This window comes from Psychromicrobium xiongbiense (assembly GCF_030271165.1).
Taxonomy (GTDB): Bacteria; Actinomycetota; Actinomycetes; order Actinomycetales; family Micrococcaceae; genus Renibacterium; species Renibacterium xiongbiense.
Map to the genome: position 1 here is coordinate 143303 of NZ_JASSZH010000014.1, position 15170 is coordinate 158472.

At 65.8% G+C, this 15170-nt stretch carries 15 protein-coding genes, 1 tRNA gene and 1 riboswitch; of the genes, 7 read left to right on the forward strand and 9 right to left on the reverse strand.

Going from position 1 to position 15170, the window contains the following annotated elements:
• The first annotated feature begins 17 nt into the window (after positions 1 to 17).
• Both QQM37_RS06040 and QQM37_RS06045 read left to right on the forward strand, forming a co-directional pair.
• Positions 18 to 920 carry a LysR family transcriptional regulator gene (locus QQM37_RS06040; RefSeq protein ID WP_285725684.1) on the forward strand — a complete coding sequence of 301 codons (903 nt, stop codon included), beginning with the start codon at positions 18 to 20 and terminating at the stop codon, positions 918 to 920.
• 81 nt (positions 921 to 1001) lie between these two features.
• Positions 1002 to 1964, forward strand: a complete 963-nt coding sequence (locus QQM37_RS06045) for a hypothetical protein (RefSeq protein WP_285725685.1) — start codon at positions 1002 to 1004, stop codon at positions 1962 to 1964.
• On the opposite strand, the gene QQM37_RS06050 is transcribed toward QQM37_RS06045, so the two are convergent.
• Both QQM37_RS06050 and QQM37_RS06055 read right to left on the reverse strand, forming a co-directional pair.
• Complete coding sequence (locus QQM37_RS06050; protein WP_285725686.1) at positions 1961 to 2491, reverse strand: SixA phosphatase family protein; 531 nt, start codon at positions 2489 to 2491, stop codon at positions 1961 to 1963. The genes QQM37_RS06045 and QQM37_RS06050 overlap by 4 nt on opposite strands.
• Positions 2492 to 2528: 37 nt before the next feature.
• Complete coding sequence (locus QQM37_RS06055) at positions 2529 to 3365, reverse strand: winged helix-turn-helix domain-containing protein (protein WP_285725687.1); 837 nt, start codon at positions 3363 to 3365, stop codon at positions 2529 to 2531.
• A gap of 639 nt (positions 3366 to 4004) precedes the next feature.
• On the opposite strand from QQM37_RS06055, the gene QQM37_RS06060 reads away from it, so the two are divergent.
• Both QQM37_RS06060 and QQM37_RS06065 read left to right on the forward strand, forming a co-directional pair.
• Positions 4005 to 4748 carry a response regulator transcription factor gene (locus QQM37_RS06060; RefSeq protein WP_285725688.1) on the forward strand — a complete coding sequence of 248 codons (744 nt, stop codon included), beginning with the start codon at positions 4005 to 4007 and terminating at the stop codon, positions 4746 to 4748.
• 37 nt (positions 4749 to 4785) lie between these two features.
• Positions 4786 to 6282, forward strand: coding sequence for a sensor histidine kinase (locus QQM37_RS06065; protein ID WP_337250240.1), 1497 nt, complete (start codon positions 4786 to 4788; stop codon positions 6280 to 6282).
• Here the strand turns inward: QQM37_RS06065 and QQM37_RS06070 are convergent.
• Together QQM37_RS06070 and QQM37_RS06075 are read right to left on the reverse strand one after the other, a co-directional pair.
• Entirely contained in the window at positions 6235 to 7524 is a 1290-nt protein-coding gene (locus tag QQM37_RS06070; protein ID WP_285725689.1) for an MFS transporter, read from the reverse strand. The two genes, QQM37_RS06065 and QQM37_RS06070, sit on opposite strands and share 48 nt — an antisense overlap.
• Positions 7525 to 7532: 8 nt before the next feature.
• On the reverse strand, positions 7533 to 7988 hold the full coding sequence (locus tag QQM37_RS06075) for a MarR family winged helix-turn-helix transcriptional regulator (protein WP_337250239.1): 456 nt from the start codon (positions 7986 to 7988) through the stop codon (positions 7533 to 7535).
• A gap of 145 nt (positions 7989 to 8133) precedes the next feature.
• Positions 8134 to 8278: riboswitch (cyclic di-AMP (ydaO/yuaA leader) on the forward strand.
• 4 nt (positions 8279 to 8282) lie between these two features.
• Here QQM37_RS06075 and QQM37_RS06080 point away from each other — a divergent pair.
• Positions 8283 to 9056, forward strand: a complete 774-nt coding sequence (locus QQM37_RS06080; protein WP_285725690.1) for an aggregation-promoting factor C-terminal-like domain-containing protein — start codon at positions 8283 to 8285, stop codon at positions 9054 to 9056.
• Between the two features lie 89 nt (positions 9057 to 9145).
• Here the strand turns inward: QQM37_RS06080 and QQM37_RS06085 are convergent, their stop codons facing one another.
• Together QQM37_RS06085 and upp are read right to left on the reverse strand one after the other, a co-directional pair.
• On the reverse strand, positions 9146 to 9925 hold the full coding sequence (locus QQM37_RS06085; protein ID WP_285725691.1) for a hypothetical protein: 780 nt from the start codon (positions 9923 to 9925) through the stop codon (positions 9146 to 9148).
• A gap of 84 nt (positions 9926 to 10009) precedes the next feature.
• Positions 10010 to 10645 carry a uracil phosphoribosyltransferase gene (upp, locus tag QQM37_RS06090; RefSeq protein WP_285725693.1) on the reverse strand — a complete coding sequence of 212 codons (636 nt, stop codon included), beginning with the start codon at positions 10643 to 10645 and terminating at the stop codon, positions 10010 to 10012.
• Between the two features lie 106 nt (positions 10646 to 10751).
• On the opposite strand from upp, the gene tadA reads away from it, so the two are divergent.
• Entirely contained in the window at positions 10752 to 11183 is a 432-nt protein-coding gene (gene tadA, locus QQM37_RS06095) for a tRNA adenosine(34) deaminase TadA (protein ID WP_285725759.1), read from the forward strand.
• Here the strand turns inward: tadA and QQM37_RS06100 are convergent, their stop codons facing one another.
• Positions 11184 to 12356 carry a DNA glycosylase AlkZ-like family protein gene (locus QQM37_RS06100; RefSeq protein WP_285725694.1) on the reverse strand — a complete coding sequence of 391 codons (1173 nt, stop codon included), beginning with the start codon at positions 12354 to 12356 and terminating at the stop codon, positions 11184 to 11186. It abuts the gene before it with no gap.
• A gap of 70 nt (positions 12357 to 12426) precedes the next feature.
• Between QQM37_RS06100 and QQM37_RS06105 the strand changes: the two genes are divergently transcribed.
• Positions 12427 to 12516 (forward strand) — tRNA-Ser (locus tag QQM37_RS06105).
• Positions 12517 to 12692: 176 nt separating this feature from the next.
• On the opposite strand, the gene QQM37_RS06110 is transcribed toward QQM37_RS06105, so the two are convergent.
• Together QQM37_RS06110 and QQM37_RS06115 are read right to left on the reverse strand one after the other, a co-directional pair.
• A complete protein-coding gene (locus QQM37_RS06110; RefSeq protein WP_285725695.1) occupies positions 12693 to 13778 on the reverse strand; it encodes a hypothetical protein in 1086 nt (361 codons plus the stop codon).
• Positions 13779 to 13927: 149 nt separating this feature from the next.
• Positions 13928 to 15013: a hypothetical protein gene (locus QQM37_RS06115; protein ID WP_285725696.1), complete on the reverse strand. Its 1086-nt coding sequence runs from the start codon at positions 15011 to 15013 to the stop codon at positions 13928 to 13930.
• Positions 15014 to 15170 lie beyond the last annotated feature (157 nt).

Below are 15170 nucleotides of genomic sequence, written 5' to 3' on the forward strand. Positions count from 1 at the left end.
TTATGTAGAGTTGCTTCATGATCGATGTGGTGGCAGTCCGGGCTCTGGTTGCAGTGGAACAAAGCGGTTCGGTGGTCGCCGCCGCGGAATCCATGGGATACAGCCCCTCTGCGATCTCCCAGCAGATCAAGAAACTCGAAAAGCAGGCCGGGGTGGCACTACTGGAACGCTACGGCCGAGGGGTGCTGCTGACCGAGCGGGGCAAGACGATTGCCGAGCGTGGGCGGCAGATCCTGGGCGATGTGGAACTGCTGGAATCCACCCTGCTGGCCGATCCACAGACCCCGCGCGGAACCCTGCGCCTCTCCGCGTTCTCCACCGCCTGCCGGGGGCTGGTGGGGCCGATTCTGCCGGTGCTGGATGCCTCCGAGGTCCGGCTGAGCGTTCTGGGTGAAGATCCGCCGGAGGCCGTGGACCGGGTGGCCAGTGGGCAGGCCGATCTGGCCGTGGTCCATGACTGGCAGTCCGTCCCGCTGCTGATTCCCGAGCACTGTGCGGTGGAGAATCTTTGTCTGGATGAGGCCGATGTGCTGGTGAACACGGATCACCGGCTGGCGCAGGCGGCCGCACCGCGGCGTCGCGATCTGGTGGACGAGGCGTGGATCTCCACCCCGGACGGGGCGATCTGCAATGAGGCACTGCTGCAGATCTTCGCGGATCTGGGCCGGATACCGAAGATTCGAATGCATGACCCGGACTTCTCGACCCATCTGGAGTTCGTCTCGCTCGGCGTGGCGGTGGCGCTGGTCCCGCGGCTCGGCAGGCCGCCAGTGCCGGAGAATGTGGTGGCCCTGAAGATCCCGGACCTCTCGCACCACCGCCAGGTCCAGGTGGTGTACCGGAAGACCATGGCGGCCAGTCCGGCGATCCGTCATGTGGTGGAGTTGCTGCATCAGGCCGCAGCCCGGCTTCCGGGCTGATCTTCTCTCGCGAGCTCCATCGAGTGCCGCGTTGTGTACCGTTTTCCAACTCAAAAACGGCACGCACGTATACTTCAGCAGGTGCGTTTCCTTTTCCTCGGGGCCGGTGCGGTCAGCGCCGCAGCCCTGGGCCTGCTCTCCGCCCGGCATCAGGTCGCCGTGACCTCTGTGCCCGAACACTCACGCCCACACTCCCCCTCGGATAACTCCTCGTCCGGCCGGGTGCTCCGCTATGCGAAAGCGAGCCGCTCCGGCACCTCCCCGGTGCACAGCCAGCCCGTCCTCCCCTGGCAAGAAGCTCTGGATCAGCCCTGGGACGTCATCGTGCTCAGCATGAGGCCACAGGATCTGGACGAGACACGCTGGGATGACCTCCGGGCCTCCAACTCGCCCTGGCTGGCCACGGTGAGTCAGGTCGAAGGAGATCTGGCAGTGCTGGCCGATCGCATCGCGCTCACCCACACCAGGTCCGCCATTTTTGCCCCGGAGCTGCTCTCCTGGCGCCAGGCCAGCACCGACGGACAGCCCGCCGCACCCATCCGCTACTGGTGCCCGCCCGGCATCGCGCCGTTCCGAGTGGCCGTCAGGGCCCAGGATCGCGCAGCGGCCCGCAAGGATTTCGCGGGAGTCTTCCCGGTCGGCGAGGAAAAGGCTCTGCTGGAACGGGCCGCCTGGATGATTCCGTGGGCCGCGGAACTCACCGCCCATGAGGGCGACTGGGCCGCCTTTCTGAAGCATCTTCCGCACGCCCGCAAGGCCATGCGGGAGGCCCGGCGCGCATCGCGTCCTGACCACCATTCGATCCTGCCTGCCCCGGGGACCTTCGCGATTCCGGCCTGGTCGGTAGGGCTGGCATTACGGGTGGGGCAGCGCCTGGCTCCCCTGGATTTCGCGGCCTATCTGGCCGAACACTTTGAGCGGCATCGTGCGCAGACCGTCGATATGCTCAGCGGCTGGATTGAGGCCGCACCAGAAAGCTCGCCAACTCTCCGCGAACTGCGGCAGACCCTGTCAAGAACTCCGGGCACTTCTCAGGAAGGCTAGCGCGGCACTACGAAGTCGCTCAACCGGGCATCCTGTCCGTCCAGCTCCGCCCAGGGCGTGTTCCCCAGATCGAAAACCGCCATCGCGCTGGTTGGGAAGCGTTCGGCCGCCTCCAGATACGCGGCCTGATCCGACTCCCGTGAGGCCAGGTGCATCACCACATCCTGCACCGTGGGCAGGTGGGAGATCACCAACAGCGAGGTGACCGTGTGTGGCACGTGATTGATCAGCGAGAGCATTCTGGACGGGCCGCCATCGTAGAGGTCATCCTCCAGCTTGGGCGTCGGCGCCAGAGAACCCAGCGCATCACAGACCCAGGTGCAGGTCTGGCGGGTCCGCAGCGCGGTGGAGCACAGGATGAAATCCGGAATCACCTGATGGTCCAGCAGCCAGGCACCGGCCAGCGGTGCCTCAGCGTGCCCACGGGCAGCCAGCGGGCGCTCATGATCGGGCACACCGAGCGGGTAGGCCGCCTTGGCATGACGCATGATGACGAGGCGTCGGTCTGCGGCACGGCGTTCGGTCATGGCCGGAGTCTACCGGGTCCGCCGGCCAGCACTGGACTCAGATGGAGTATTCCGGTGCAGCCCAGACGATGACTTCGGGGTGCTCGTAGAAACGGTAGCCCTCGCCGCGGACGGTGCGGACGGTGTTGGCCAGGCGCCCCAGCTTGGAGCGCAGACGGCGGATGTGCACGTCGATGGTGCGCTCGTTCGGCACCTCCTCGGCGTTGTGCCAGAGACCATCCAGCAGTTCATCGCGCCCCACGGTGCGGGTGCCGTTCTCCACCAGGTAATTGAGAAGTTCAAATTCCTTGAAGGTCAGGTTCAGCGTCTCACCGTCGAGGTGGACTTCACGACGCGCCAGGTCGATCAGGACGCCGGCCGGGCGGCTCTCCTGCACGACGGGCTGGCGCACCTCCACCCGGGGACGCGGGGCAACCGTCGGGTCGCCGAAGGTGGAGCGGACCACGTCCAGCGGCGAGCCGGGAGCGTCGGCAGGAGCGATGGCCACGGCTGCGTAGCTCTGCGACTGCGGCACCAGGCTCTGTGCGTAGGCCCGGATATCCTGCGCCAGCCGCGCCAGCGAGGTCCCGTTGGCCGCAGCGGTCTCTTCATCGACACCCAGGTAGAGCACAAAACCGTGAGCGACGTTGTCCACGCCCAGGGCGCGCACGCTGTGGCCCTCTCCTCCGGCAACGACGGGCGTCGGCGTGGTCATCAGCGACTGGGGGCGATTCGGGACTGCCCGCAGCTGGCTGGCGGCACTGCGCGGGTTACCGGCAGGAACGTATCCTGCCGGAACGATGCCGGGCTGGCCGCTCGGCTGGCCCAGGCCGGTGCGGGTGACCTTGCTGGCATTGCGAACGGAGATGTGGACGTAGCCGGGGGCGATAGACATGAAAAACCTCACAGAATGATGCCGACAATGCGGCTCGAATGCTTAGCTCCGCTCCATGGTGCTGCGGAGATTTGCCCGTCATGGGCGGACCGGATCGGTCAAGAAGTGCCTGCATGCTCAGGATGGTGAGTCAGGCCTGCATTCGACAACAGCACATGGACCGGCCGACGGGGGTGTCGGGGAGGATCGCTGCGGCTGCAGATGCGCTTGAGTGGGTGTTCACACATGGAAGTGTGCATCGTAATAAACGAAACTCGCAAGTAACATTGGGTCATTCGTTCCACATTGTGAGACGAAAGTGTCCATTGTGATGTAAATCACAATTTGCATGGATCGAAGATCGTTCCGTCTATAGTGGTAAAAATCGGCCACGTTGCGCGAAAGATTCGCTCGATCACCGTTTTTCTTGCCGGAAATTCACAAAACTGTCATATTGGCGAATCACTGTGACTCATTCAACAGCCTCCAGATGGGGTCAATGGGTCCTTCTAAAAAATCTTCCTGTAAGCAGGCGCGAGTTTCGCCGGGTTCCCCGGAATCCCAGCCCTCCGGAGCCCTACCCTTGAGATTCACAGATTCCACAGCGTACATGCAGGAAACCATCAGGCTGAGGCTATGGAAACACCAGAAAGTATGGGTATGTCTACTACACGATCCTTCACCGAAAATCTCCCCCGACTCAACCATCCGGACGGCTCACCGATCCGCGCTCTGGTGGTCGATGACGAACCCAGCCTGGCCGAGCTCATGTCCATGGGCCTGCAGATGGCTGGCTGGGACGTCGAGGTGGCCCACGATGGCGAGTCCGCCGTCAAGGTCGCCCGCGACTACCGCCCCGACGTCCTGGTGCTGGACATCATGCTCCCCGGCTTCGACGGCGTCGAACTTCTGGGCAAGATCCGCGCCTTCGACCCGAACATCCCGGCACTCTTCCTCACCGCCAAAGACGCGGTTCAGGACCGGGTCGCCGGACTGACCGCCGGTGGCGATGACTACGTCACCAAGCCGTTCAGCATGGAAGAAGTGCTGCTGCGCCTGCACCGCATCGTCCAGCGCTCCGGCGTCACGGCCGAGGACTCTGCTGAGGTCCGGGTGGGCGACCTGGTGCTCAACTACGACACCCGCCAGGTGATGCGTGGCAAGGACGAGGTCACGCTCACGGCCACCGAATTCGAACTGCTGCGCTACCTGATGGAAAACCCCAAGCGCGTGATCTCCAAGACCCAGATCCTGGACCGGGTCTGGAACTACGACTTCGGTGGCCAGGTCAACATCGTGGAGCTCTACATCTCTTACCTGCGCAAAAAGATCGAGGCGGATCACCCCCCGATGATCCATACCGTGCGCGGTGCCGGTTACATCCTCAAACCGGCAGAGCAGTGAGCGCACCCAGGACCACGAAAGTCTCTGACCTGTGACCATGCCACCCCCCACCCTCAGCCGTCCATCGAGTGGCAGGGATCAGCCGACCGGCAAGGACTCCATGCTGGGGAACGTTCTCCACCTCTCGCGCTGGAGTCTGCGCTCCAAGATGGTGGTGGCCACAGTGGGTCTGCTCACCGTGATCTGCTTCGTCGTCGGGGCCGTCTGTTACGCCTCGATGAGCATCTCGCTGTACAACCAGCTGGATCGCTCGCTGATCGACGCCTCCAACAGGGTCACCAATACCTACCGGAGTGGGCCACCGTTCGACGGCAGCCAGACCCTGGGCCTCGGCGTGGGGACGCTCAGCACCCTGGTGCAAAACGGCAGGGTGGGCATCATCAACGTGGTGTCGGACAGCCGGTCCTCCACCCAGGCGACGCCCAAAGAAGACGTCGACGCGCTGGCCTCGATCCGGCCCTCGGACCGGATCGTCAATCGCACCCTGTCCTTTGGTGAGTACCGCCTGATCGCCGCCCCGCAGGCCAATGGGGACTTTGTGATCACCGGAGTACCCACCCACGACGCCGATGAAATCCTCACGGCGCTGCTGGCCACCATCATCTTCGTCTCCGCCTCCGGCATCCTGACCGTGGGTCTGCTCGCCACGGTCATCATCCGGCGCGCTATGTCGCCGCTGAATCAGCTGGCCGCTGTGGCCATGCGGGTGTCCCGACTGCCACTCGATGAGGGCGAGGTCAAACTGGCCGAGCGCGCACCGGATTCTGCCACCAACCCACATACCGAGGTGGGCACCGTGGGCATGGCGCTGAACAAAATGCTGGACAATGTGGCGTCCGCTCTGCAGTCACGCCAGCGGAGTGAGACCAAAGTGCGCCAGTTCGTGGCAGATGCCTCCCATGAGCTGCGGACGCCGTTGACCGCCATCCGCGGCTATACCGAGATGATCCGGATGACGGAACAGTTGAGTCCCACGGGCGAAAAGTCGCTGAGCCGGGTGGAGAGTCAGTCCAAACGCATGACCTCCATGGTGCAGGATCTACTGACCCTGGCGAGACTGGATGAAGGCCGCCCCTTGGAGCTCAAGGACACCGAGATGACCCAGGTGGTGGTGGAGACCGTGAACGATATGAAGGTTGCCGTTCCGGATCATCACTGGCAGCTGGATCTTCCCAGCGACCCCTTCATCATCAAGGCGGACCCTGGCGGAGTGCGTCAGGTACTGCTGAATCTGCTGGCCAATGCGGGCAAGCACACCGAGCCGGGAACCACAGTGACCACGAGTCTGCGTGCCACAGAGGAAGGCATGCTGCAGCTGTCCGTGGCGGACAATGGCCCTGGCATTCCGGAAAAATTCCGGGCGCAGATCTTCGATCGCTTCGCCCGCGCGGATGCCGCTCGATCCGGCCATGACGGCACCACCGGCCTGGGGCTGTCCATTGTGCAGGCCATCGTCCAGGCTCACGGCGGGACGGTCTCCGTGGACTCAGCCCCTGGCCGCACGGTCTTCCGGGTGGACCTGCCCCGCCACTGACGCCATCGGGCGCAGGGAACGCAGCTGCTCACGCCAGCTCTGCGGGCGACGCCGCACCAGCAGCACCAGCGCCACGGCACCGGCCAGCAGGGCCACGATGCCGCCCACGGCCAGTGACCAGCGAGGGCCGATCGCGGTGCCCAACCAGCCCACCAGCGGCGCGCCGATCGGCGTCCCGCCCTGCATCACCACCATGTAGAGCGCCAGCACGCGGCCACGGAAGGCTTCATCGGTGGTCAGTTGCACCATGGTGTTGCAGGCGTTCAGGAAGGTCAGCGCGCTGAGCCCGATCGGGATGAGTGCGAAGGCGAACAACCAATAGCTGGGAGCCATCGAGGCCAGAATGGTGAACACGCCGGTCGACAGAGCCGCGCCCACAATGTACGCCATCCGCACGCTCTTCCGCCGGGCCGCGAGCAGCGCTGCGGCGAGAGTTCCGGAAGCCATCACCGTCCCCAACAGGCCGTACTCCCCAGGCCCTTTGCCGAAGACTCCGGTCGCCATCAGGGCATTCGTGATCTGGAAATTCATCGTCAGTGTCGCCACCAATGCCACCAGCGCCATGATCAGCATCAGATCCGGTCGATTCCGCACATAGCGCAGGCCCTCCCGCATCTGACCCTTGGCCCGGGGAGAGCGGCGAGCTGGATGTAGCTCGGCGACTTTCATGGTGGCCAGCGAGAAGAGCACCCCACCGAAGCTCGCTGCGTTGATCAGGAAGGCCGGGCCAGTGCCGAGCCAGGCGATCAACAGCCCCGCAACACCCGGGCCGACCAGGCGGCCCAGGTTGAAGGAAGCGGCATTGAGCGCGACGGCGTTCGGCACGTCCGGCGCGGTGACCACCTCGGAGACAAAGGCCTGGCGGGCCGGGGCATCCACGGCGCTGCCGACGCCGAGCAGCAAGGCCAGCAGGTAGACGTGCCACAGCTGCACAGTGTCCGTGACCACCAGCAGGCCCAGCACCAGCGCACAGAGGCCCATGAACGACTGCGTCATGAGGAGGATCTTGCGCTTGGAATAGCGATCCCCCAGCACACCAGCCCATGGACCGAGAATCAGAATGGGCAGAAATTGCAGGCCGGTCGTGATGCCGACCGCGGTGCCCGACTGGGCGGTGAGCACGGTGAGCACCAGCCAGTCCTGGGCGACTCGCTGCATCCAGGTGCCGATATTGGACACCAGTGCCCCGGCCACCCAGAGACGGTAGTTGTAGACGGACAGTGCGCGGAACATGTCTTTCATGCGCGCCCTCAGCGTGCGCTCAGGCGCAACAGAATCTCTGCCGCCTCACGCAAGGTCTGCCGTTCTGCACTGCTGAGCCGGGCCAGACGACGGTCCAGCCATTCGGTGCGGCGCTGCCGGGTATCGGTGAGGATCTCCCGGCCGGCGGGAGTGAGTTCCGCCAGCACCTGGCGCCCGTCACTGGGATGGGCGATGCGCTGCACCAGACCGGCTGCCTCGAGGCCATTGACGGTGCGGGTCATGCTCGGTGCCTGCACGTGCTCCTGCGTCGCCAGGGCGCTGAGCGTCTGCGCTCCGCCTTCCAGGTGCACCAGAACCGTGTACTGGGCGGGCGTCACCGCCTCCGAGGTCGCCTCGACCCGCAGCCGTCGCGAGGTGCGCATCACGGCCATCCGCAGCTGGACCGCCAGGGCGGGTGGTTTAGCCGTCACGGCTTTGGGGACAGGGGTTTTCGAGACAATCACAATTACTTAGCTTAGCTCATTACCCATGCTAAGTAACTTCGCCGTTATCAAAATGTGACAGTCGGGCCACGGTCCGGTAAAGTAGAGATGTTGCGCATTGGCGCAGCCACACTTTCGGACACCGAGCTCTGCCGCCGGAGGATTGTGTACAGAAACACCGGCAGAGACGGGGGAACCATCAGCGGTCGCAGCAATGCGGCCTTGGGGTGAAGCCTGCGGCGTGAGCCAGCGGGCCGGGTGCTCTCCATCCGAATCCGACAGCTAACCTCGCAGGTGCTCAGAGAGGTCCTGACTGTGACATACAGTGCGACAAGTGAGTCGATCACGCCCGCCACGGGCCGCCGTGCCGCACGGCATGCAACCGTTCCCGGCCTTGACGGCGCTGCGCGCAGCCACCGGCCCGCCCTCGGAACCAAGCCCGGACGTCGTCGGGCACTGAATCAGAAGTCCACCCTGGCCCACCTCTGGGATGCCACTCCCAAGGTTCCCGCCCAGCGCGCCGCCGCAGTGGCTGTTGCCGGCGTTCTGGCCACGGCCATCGGGTCCACCGGCCAGGTCGCACCGCTCTCCGCCGCCGTCCTGGAACCTGCCTCCAGCGTGCAGTCCTCCGTCAGCCTCCCGGTGAGCGTGCCGAAGGGCATCTCACTCAGCTTCTCCGGCGCCCAGGTGGCCTCCACCCCGGCTCCCGCAGCGGGCAGCACCTCAGCGGACAAGACCACCGGGACGACGACCAGCTCATCCTCGGACATTCAGGCCATCAACGACCCCGCCGCAGCTCAGGCCTACGCTGCCAGCCAGCTCGCCGCAGCCGGCTGGGGTGCCGATCAGATGGGCTGCCTCACCTCGCTCTGGAACCGCGAATCCGGCTGGCGCACCACGGCGGAGAACCCCTCCAGCCTGGCCTACGGCATCGCCCAGTCCCTGCCCGCAGAGAAGATGGCCAGCGCGGGTGCGGATTACCGCACCAACTACAAGACCCAGATCAACTGGGGCTTCAGCTACATCAAGGGCCGTTACGGCAGCCCCTGTGGCGCCTGGGGACACTCTCAGGCCACCGGCTGGTACTGAGCCGCACACGTATGACTGAGGGCCCCGGTATGTGCCGGGGCCCTCAGTCATACGTGGAGCAGTGATAAATGGCGCTGTGCAGTGGAAAATCAGCCGTAGAGCGGCTTCTGACTCTTCACTGCGTAGTATTCACTGGAAGGCTTGAGCCAGATCAGCACCAGAGCGCCCAGCGAGACGAGCAGGCTGAGGATGGTCAGGATCAGGGTCGAGTACAGAATCGTCTGATTCGCGAAGCCGCTGATGAGCGAATACAGACTGCTAATGATGAAAATCCCGGCGAAGACCGTGGAGAGAATCCGTGCCCATTTCTTCCCGGCCCGGTTAGCAAACGCCATCCAGACCCAGAGCGCAGTGCCAACGATGATGCCGGCAATGCCACCAACCATCCCGGTCGTCGTGGCGATGTCCTTCACGGTTTTGACCTGATCCGGGCTAAGCGTGCTGCCCCCGGTATTGGCCTTCTGCATCGCAAGATTCACCGCCTGGTCCATCGACAGGAGGGAGAAGATCCCGCTGATGACGGAGAGCGCCGCACCCACCAGCATCAGGATGACCGCGATCTTGAGCATCTGCGGCAGCACGGCAGGGGCGCTGGACTGCGCACCGTACCCGGGGGCTCCGGGGTAGCTGGGCAGCTGCTGGCCGTAGGGTGCGCTGGGGTAGGACGGCGGCTGCGGAGCCTGGCCGTACGATGGCGGCGCGCCGGGCTGGTTATTCGGCTGCGGGAACCCTGACTGGCCAGGTGCTTGCTGGCCATAGGACGGCTGACCAGCTGGCGGCTGCTGACCGTATGCGGGCTGGCCGTACGGAGGTTGAGGGTTCTGAGGCGGCGTGGGCCGGCCGCTCGGCGGAGGAGGATATTGGCTCATAGCATGAGCCTAGTGGCGAATTCGGCCAAATAAATGCCCCAAGGCCAAGGCAGTGCAGGAATCAGCCTTGAGGATGAACGATGATCAGCCGACGACGCCGTACAACCGGTCGCCGGCATCGCCCAGGCCCGGCACAATGTAGGACTTTTCGTTCAGTCCTTCATCGATCGAGGCCACCACCAGGGTGACTTTGGCGCCATCGTGCTCCTGACGGAGCGCTTCGATACCCTCCGGAGCAGCCAGCAGGCAGATGCAGGTCACGTCTGCGGCGCCGCGGGCAAAGAGGAACTTGATCGCCTCGCGCAGTGTGCCACCGGTGGCCAGCATGGGGTCCAGGACGTAGACCTGGCGGCCCGTCAGGTCATCCGGAAGGCGTTCGGCGTAGGTGATCGCCTCCAGCGTCTCCTCATTGCGGGCCATGCCCAGGAAGCCGACCTCCGCCGTCGGGAGCAGTCGCGTCATGCCTTCCAGCATGCCGAGACCGGCACGAAGAATGGGCACGACGAGCGGAGTGGGCTTGACCAGTCCGGTACCCACGGTGGAGGTGACGGGAGTCTCGATGTTCACCGGTTCCACGCGCACCGCGCGGGTGGCCTCATAGGCCAGCAGGGTGACCAGTTCCTCGGTCAGCAGCCGGAAGATCGGCGAGGGGGTGGACTTGTCCCGCAAAACCGTGAGTTTGTGGGCTACCAGAGGATGGTCGACGACCTGTACGCGCATGGCACAAAACTATCATTGAGGCATGAGCCGCCAGGACCGTCCCGTAGAATCCCCGGATTTCCCTTCCGGGAGCGTGCCTTCCGGGGCGGCGAGCTTCTCTTCCTGGATGGACCTGGCGCTCCAGGAGGCACGGCTGGCCCTGGAAACCGGTGATGTGCCGATCGGTGCCATCGTGGTAGGCCCGGAAGGCGAGGTGCTCGGTACCGGGAGGAACCGCCGCGAAGCGGATCAGGACCCGACGGCGCACGCCGAGGTTCTGGCGCTGCGGGCCGCGGCAGGCGCGCTGGGCCGCTGGCGACTCGACGACTGCACGTTAATCGTCACCCTGGAACCCTGTGCGATGTGTGCCGGGGCCACCGTCCTGGCCCGAATTCCCCGGCTGGTGCTCGGCGCCTGGGACTCCAAGGCCGGTGCCGCCGGCTCGGTCTTCGAGGTGCTCCGTGAACCGCGGCTCAATCACTGGGTGGAAGTCCACGGTGGGGTGCGCCAGGACGCATGTGCGGAGCTGTTGCGGCAGTTTTTCGCCCGGCAACGGTAATTATGCGGTGCTGGCACTGGCTCGCAGGGCGTCGATCCGTTTCTGACGGAAGGCGGGCGAATCCAGGCTGAAGGAGCGGAAATCGCCCAGATCCTCCCGGATGTACGCCTCCACCTCGGCGATGCGCTGCCCCACTCCGGCGCTCGGTGCGCGGAACGTCCAGGCGACAATCTCCTGGTGACCCGGGTCGTACTGCCAGAGGCCGATGATCCGGCCGCGATCCAGGATCGGATGGTCGGCCAAGTCCGCCTGCAGCGCCAGTGACCGGTCCCCCGCCGTGGAGCGTCCGGCGTCCTCGTCGGCCAGCAGCTCCACCGCATTGCGTTTGAGCAAGGCGATGCCGTCGGTCCCGGCCAGCAGCTGGATCTGCTCCTCCTGCGGCGCGCGGAAGGCCTCAAAAGTCTCCTGATCCGCGGGGAGCCGCCAGACGCCGTCGTACTCCACCGCACCCGCCTGACTCAGGGCCAGCCGGGACTGTGCCACCGTGAAGGCGGTGAACCACTGGCTCTGCCCGAGCGTTGCCCCACCGGTCCAGGAGAGGTAGCGGCGCACGACGGCGGCCCGGGCCTCCTCGTCGCTGAGCCCGCTGGGCGGCAGGTCCCAGGCGGTGTAGGCGTAGCGTTGCTGGTCGAGGCGGCCGTTGAGCGGTGCTCTACGGATGGCGCCGCTGGACTGGAGGGCACCGAGCGCCGCGGGCAGGGTGGTGGCGGCCCCCTTTTTCTTCCCCGCCTCGCCCAGGGTGCGGACGGCCTGGCCCAGCTCCTCCTTGAGCTGCTGCGGGGTGAGGGGTCCGCGCTCACGCAGCACGGCTGCGGTCTGCTGCGCCAGATCGTCCAGCTCAGCACGGGGTACGCCGAGGCGCTCCACCGTCCTCAGCTGGGCCTGCGCTCCGCCCGCACCCAGCTGGAGTCCCCAGGCGAAGTCCTCCGCACCCAGAACATAGGTGCAGCCTCGGACCACGGGCAGCTCGTGGATATCGAGACGTTCGACGGCGGCATCGACCTCGGCGCGTCGGGTACCGATGCGGGCGAAGAGGCCGAGGTAGGGATTCGCTCCGCCGACCGAGCGGGACCAGCCGGTGGCGCCGAGCACCTGCGCTGGAGTCTTTCCACGCATCGAGCCATCTAGGCCCTGACAGTGCCACCACCAGGCGCGGAGTTTGTCCGTGATCATGGCTGTAATTCTTTCACCGTCAGTGCGTACTTTTGGGCCATGCGCGTGCGTACCGTAGAGTATTCGCGTTGGTGACGTGTCCGAGCGGCCGAAGGTGCAACACTCGAAATGTTGTTTAGGTGAGAGCCTAACGTGGGTTCAAATCCCACCGTCACCGCCAGGTGAAGTCCCGGGACATCGTTCACTCGATGTCCCGGGACTTTTTGGTTTTCGGGTGGTCTGCGCCCGTCCACATCGAGTGCCCGTTGTGTGCCGTTGCGCAGCCCGCGGGCCAGGTAGCCCACAGTGGATTCGTCTCAGGCGATGGGTTGTGCGAGTAGTCGGGCCGCGGTGTCATCACCGCCACAGCACGCTGGCCGCCGCGGCGAGCACACCGAACACGAGCGGCAGCAGGCAGCCCATCACGGCCGGGCGTCCGCCGCGCACACGGCTGAGCAGGCGGGCCCGGCGGGCGGCGCGCTGCGGGTCCTCGTCCGCGTCCAGCGGCGCAAGGGTGCCGGGGCGCGGATCCAGGTGCTCGTCGACGAACCGCGCGAGGTCCTCCACCCACTCCCAGTACGCCGGGTCGGCGACCGACAGGTCACGGCGCACGACGACGTAGAGGAGACCGTCCACGACCTCGAGATCCACCCCGACCTCAGCCCGGGCGACGAGGCTGGTCAGTGCCGCACGTAACGATGGCGTCAACGCCGCGCGCACCGCGCCCTGCACCTCGGGCGCGCACCGGGTTTCGAAACGCTCGTCGAACCCGTCACCGAGCTCGACCGGCTGCTGGCCCACCGCGGGATCCCACGCGGGCCAGGCCTTCGCATGCGACAGGTCGATGAGCGTGAAAGCCGGTGGCGGCGTGCTCAACGACAGCATCACGTAGTCGAACTCGTGCGGGAAGCGTGCCCGTGCGGTCCAGGTCTCGAATCCGTGATTGCCCGCCTCGAAGGAGCGATCCCCGGACACGGACGGGGCAGCCCCTCCCATCACGTCTACGGAGATGCGGTTGGATCCGGCCGCGAACAGTGCCGCCGGAGCGGAGGGATCGGCCACACGGAACGTGTGGGTGAGCCCGTTCGCGGCCGCGAAGCGTCCCAGTCGGAACCACGACTGTTCCAGCTGGCGGCGCGAGCTGGTGATGCCGCGCACCTGCATCACCAGAAGCGGCGTCACCATGAGCGCGGCGATGACGACCGTCGACGGGGTGAACTGATCACCGCCGAAGAGCAGCTGCACGGCCCGCACACCCAGTGCGGCCAGCACACCGAATCCGAGCACGAGCACGACCGTCCGGATCACCGCCCCTGCTGTGATCCTGGTGCCCGCACTGTGGCCCACCTCATCGCGCAGGCGCTCGCTTGCCTCGGCCTTGACCACACCGGGCGGGATCGGATCCATCAGCGCCGTTGCGTCGAACGTCATCATGCCGCTCATGCTAGCTTCTCCCCGTCCACCGCAGAGGCCTTCCCGTCCGTCACCAAGCCGAACAAATAGAGCGGTCCGCTCGGTGTGACTAGATTCGTGGGACTCGTTGCCGTGACGAACCGAGGTTGGGTCGCGGAGAGGCCGGACGTGGATCCGCGTCAGCGCATGATCGCACCGATCGTGAGCAGGGAAACCGAAACGATCACCGGAATCAGGCAGCCGAGCAGGAACGGGTACCCTGGCTCGCCTCGACGAAGCATCCGCACCCGGCGGGCCCGTCTCGCTTCGTCCTGCACTGGCGTCGGCATTGGCGTCGGCACATTCGGGCGCGGGTCCAGGTGCGCATCGAGCATGCCGGAGAGATCCTCGATCCACTCCCAGACCGTAGGGTTCTGCAGCCGCAGATCATGACGGACGAAGAAGCAGGCATCATCGCCCACCAGCTGCACGTCGACGCCGCCCGCGGCATCGGCGAGCGCCGACCTCAGCGACGAGCCCAGCCATCCTCGTGCTGCCGCCTCATCCTCAGGCGCACAGAACACCCGGAACTGCCGGTCGAACTCGTCGTCGACCATGATCTGCTTCTGCCCGGACGGTGGCCGCCACGCCGGCGCGCCTCGACCATCCACAGCAATCAGGCTCATCTCCGGCACCACCGCGGACAGACGAAAGTGGACATACCCGAACGAGGTGTCGACGCGGGTCCGTCCTCCGCCGGTGTAATAGCTCAGGTTCGCGACCTCGAAGGGGCGCGGAGCCGCTCCCGCGAGGCGATCGTTGAGCTTGGTGCCCGAGCCCACGCTGAAGGCTGCAGCCGGGGGTTCCTGACCGCCGCCGACATCGACCGTCAGCTCGTGCGACAGTGCGTTTGCTGGGGCGAATCGGGCGAGCCGGTACCAGCGGTCCGACGCATCGCGCAGCCCAGGAGCGATCCGCCGGATCCGCGTGTACGCGTCTGGTGCGATGAGGATCAGCCACCCCGCGATGATCACCGGCGGCGCAGGCACCCGCCCGGTGAAAGCCCTCAACGCCATGACTGGGATCAGAATGACCAGCGCCCCAACGAGCGCCAGGCCGACGACGGTGCCGACCCCCCGGAACCAGACCCCAAAGGCGAAACGCCCCGCAGTACGATCACCGACCTCCGCATTCAGCAGCCGCGCCGCCTCCGCCCTCTCGGCGGCCGGGTCGACGGACTCCGTCAACGCCGTCATGTCGAATGTGAGTGCCTGCGTATCGCTCATGCCTAGTTCTCCCTCTCTGCACGCCTTCTCTCCCTCTGCACGCGGGTGCGCGTCCGCGGCGAGATGAACCTGCGGTGGTGGGGGAGATCATGCTCCTTCAGGATCGTACGTCGATGCCGGGCAGCACGATGGCGACAGCGGCACTCGCCGCAGCGCC